Annotated in this window: 2 protein-coding genes; both read right to left on the bottom strand. The window is 74.0% G+C overall.

Annotation, left to right across the window (positions count from 1 at the left end):
- Nucleotides 1-296 precede the first annotated feature (296 nt).
- Nucleotides 297-1,628 carry a helix-turn-helix domain-containing protein gene (locus AOK15_RS36335; protein ID WP_055522779.1) on the bottom strand — a complete coding sequence of 444 codons (1,332 nt, stop codon included), beginning with the start codon at nucleotides 1,626-1,628 and terminating at the stop codon, nucleotides 297-299.
- A gap of 357 nt (nucleotides 1,629-1,985) precedes the next feature.
- On the bottom strand, nucleotides 1,986-3,632 hold the full coding sequence (locus AOK15_RS36330) for an acyl-CoA dehydrogenase family protein (protein ID WP_055522778.1): 1,647 nt from the start codon (nucleotides 3,630-3,632) through the stop codon (nucleotides 1,986-1,988).
- Nucleotides 3,633-3,701: the final 69 nt, after the last annotated feature.

Here is a 3,701-nt window from a genome sequence, read left to right as displayed (position 1 = left end):
CACCCGGAGACCCACCCGGCGGCCGAGTGCGTCAGGAGGCGCCACCGGCTTCACGTGACCGAGGGATACGAGTACGACACCGCCCGGCCGCCGGGTGGGTCTCCGGGTGCCGGTCCCCCGTGCACCTCGGCCTTTCCGATGGAGTGAGCATGGAGTGAGCCTGGATGAACGCACCGGTGACCTGTCCGCCGCTCATCAGGTTGTCCCCGCCGCGTTCCTGCTCCACGTCCTCGCCGCTTCCCTGATCCACAGGCGCCCCCGTTCCGTACCGTCCTCCGACTCACACGCGCCCCCCGCTAGGAGCGTTTTCCGTGCTCCGACGGTCTTTCCCCCAGTCCCTCCCGCCACGCCTGTCCGCCCCGCGTCGCCCCTCTGGCGCGCACCACCCCCGGCGCCGCCGAATGCGGCAGCAGATCCTGGGGGCTGTCCGGGAGGAGGACCTCGACGTCGGCTCGTTCCGTGAAGCGGTACGGCCGGTGGTCGAGGTAGGCGCCCAGGTAGCGGCGTACGCGGGACATCTCGGCGCGGACGGTGACCGTGCGGGCGGGGTCGCCGAACATGTCGTCGGCGAGGGCGGAGGCGCTGCGGCCACCGCGGTGGAGGGCGAGGAGGTACAGCAACTCCGCGTGGCGGCGGCTCAGTTCATGGGTCCAGGAGCCGGCGGAGCCGCAGACGGTGACGGTCCAGCGGCGTGGGTGGGAGACGTCGAGGCTGATACGGGTGGCCGTCGGGGCGGGCGCGGGGTCCGCGGTGGGCCGTATCAGCCAGCCGGCGGAGAGAGGCTCGACCGCGCACAGCCCCAGCGCGGGCAGCCAGCAGCGGCCCGGTGAGAGGGACTTGGGCAGGGCGAGGCGGCCGGTGTACGGCATGCCCGTCACCGCCGCCGTCCAGCCGTCCCGGTCCACGGCGACCGCCGGGCCGCCGATCCGGGCCAGCACCGGGGCCGCCACCGCCCGCAGTTGTTCCAGTGAGGCGAGGTGCAGGTCGCGCAACCGGGACTGGGCCAGCTTGGCGACCGCGTCGACCAGCGCCAGCGTCGCGGGGTGCAGGGTCTCCAGGGGGCCGCTGATGTCGACCGAACCGAGGAGCCGACCGTCGCGCGGGTCGGTGATGGGCGCCCCGGTGCAGGTCCAGGAGTGCAGGGCCCGCACGAAGTGCTCGGAGGCGAACACCTGGACGGGGCGGCGGACCACCAGGGGCGTGCCGACGCCGTTCGTGCCGACCGTCTCCTCCCGCCAGTCCGCGCCGACCCCGAGGCCCTGTCCGTCGGCCTTGCGGAGCACCGCCGTACTGCCCTCCCGCCACAGCACCCGGGCGTCCGCGTCCGCGACCATCATGATGTGCTGCGCGGTGTCCGCCAGGGACAGCAACCCCTCGCGCAGCACCGGCAGTACATGCCGCAGGGGGGAGGTCTGGCGGCGGCGCTCCACCTCGTCATGGCTCAGCAGGTCGACCCGGAAGTCGTGGTCGGGATCCATCCCGCTGCGCAGCATCCGGCTCCAGGACTCCCTGATCGCCGGGCGGGGGGAGGGTTTCGGATGCCGACCGGCGAGGGCGGAGGCACGCACCTCACCGAGCACCCGTGCCGCCCGGGCGGCGTCCGTGGCGGTGAGCCGCGTGACTTCCATCGGCGAGTGCGGCACTCGTTCCTCCCGGCAGGGCCGCCTCCCCGCCCGGGAGGGCCGAGAGAGTCCGGGCCTGCGTGACCGGCGTTGACTACGGGGTCCCCAGTCTGCCGTTCTTCGCCCACGGAGGGACTCACTCCGGCCACAGAGCGCCGACGAGTTGCAACCCCCTGCAACCCTGGCGGACGGCCGGGCCCTGCTTGAAACTTGTTCGACGCCGCCCGGTGCGGCGCGTGTGCTCCGCTCGCAGGGGCCCGAACGCGGGGGTGGTGCCGTGTCGGCGCAGCACCACCTCCGCGCCACTCGAACGGGGCCCCGCGGGGCTCAGCCCCCAGGCGAGGCAGTCCACCGGCGCGGGGCTCAACCCACCGGCCGGGCCCGCTCCACCACCGAGGCCAGGTCCAGCGTGTGCGGCAGGGTGCCGAAGGCCGCGCCCCAGTCGCCGCCCAGCCGGGACGCGCAGAACGCGTCCGCCACCGCCGGCGGCGCGTACCGGACCAGGAGAGAGCCCTGGAGGACCAGGGCGAGGCGCTCCACGAGCCGGCGGGCGCGGGCCTCGACACCGTCGAGGTCGGCCAGTTCGGTCAGCAGGTCCTTGATCGCCCCGTCGAGGCGGTGGTCGGCGCCGCGGGCCCGGCCCACCTCCCGCAAGTACGCGTCGAGCGCCCGGGGTTCCCGCTGCAGGGCCCGCAGCACATCCAGCGCCTGGACGTTCCCGGCGCCCTCCCAGATCGAGTTGAGCGGCGACTCCCGCAGCAGCCGCGGCATGCCCGACTCCTCGACGTAGCCGTTGCCTCCGAGGCACTCCGCGGCCTCCGTCACCGTGGCCGTACAGCGCTTGGTCACCCAGTACTTGGCGGCCGGCACCGCCAGCCGCAGCAGCGCGCGCTCGCCCTCGTCGCCGTCCGGTCCCTCCGCCGCGTCGTACGCCGCCGCCAGCCGCAGCGCCAGCGTCGTCGCCGCCTCCGACTCCAGCGCCAGGTCGGCGAGGACGTTCCGCATCAGCGGCTTGTCGATCAGCTTCCCGCCGAACGCCTCCCGGTACGCGCAGTGGTGCGCGGCCTGCGCCACCGCCTGCCGCATCAGCGAGGCCGCGCCCAACGCGCAGTCCAGCCGGGTGACGGACACCATCTCGATGATCGTGCGCACGCCCCGGCCCTCGTCGCCGACCCGGCGCGCCCACGTCCCGTCGAACTCGACCTCGCTGGAGGCGTTCGACCGGTTGCCCAGCTTGTCCTTCAGCCGCTGGACGCGGAACACGTTGCGGGTGCCGTCCGCCAGCACCCGCGGCACCAGGAAGCAGGTCAGCCCGCCCGGCGCCTGCGCCAGCACCAGGAAGCCGTCGGACATCGGCGCCGAGCAGAACCACTTGTGGCCCCGCAGTTCGTACGTCCCGTCCTCGGCCAGGGGCCGGGCCTCGGTCGTGTTGGCGCGTACGTCGCTGCCGCCCTGCTTCTCCGTCATGCCCATCCCGAAGAGCACACCGGCCTTTTGGCCGGCGGGCCTCAGGTCCCAGTCGTAGATCGTGGACGTCAGCCGGGGCTCCCACTCGGCGGCCAGCGCCGGGTCCGTGCGCAGGGCCGGCACCGCCGCATGGGTCATCGACAGGGGGCAGCCGTTGCCGGCCTCGACCTGGGTCCAGACGACGAAGCCGGCGGCGCGCCGGACATGCCCGGAGGGCCGTGCCCAGGCGGCGGTCAGCCCCGCCGAGACACCCTTGCCGAGCAGCCGGTGCCAGGACGGGTGGAACTCGACCTCGTCGATCCGGTTGCCGTAGCGGTCGTGGGTGCGCAGCTTCGGCGGGTTCTCGTTGGCGAGCCTGCCCCACTCCTGGACCTGCTCCGAGCCGGCCGTACGACCGAGCCCCGACAGTTCACCGCGGGCCTCGTCGAGGACGTCCGGGGCCACATGCCGCTCGACGGCCTCGGCCAGGACCCGGTCGGCGGCGTAGACGTCATAGCCCACCAGGGGCGGAACCTGATTGGTCACTTCGTGCGTGGCTGCCATGCCAGGAAACCTACCCCCCGGTACGGCGACGGTCACCCGCAGCCGGGGGAAGGCTCCCCGACCCCGCCC

Source organism: Streptomyces ossamyceticus (assembly GCF_001418475.1).
GTDB classification, from domain to species: Bacteria; Actinomycetota; Actinomycetes; order Streptomycetales; family Streptomycetaceae; genus Streptomyces; species Streptomyces ossamyceticus.
This window is presented reverse-complemented; position numbering and strand designations above follow the sequence as displayed.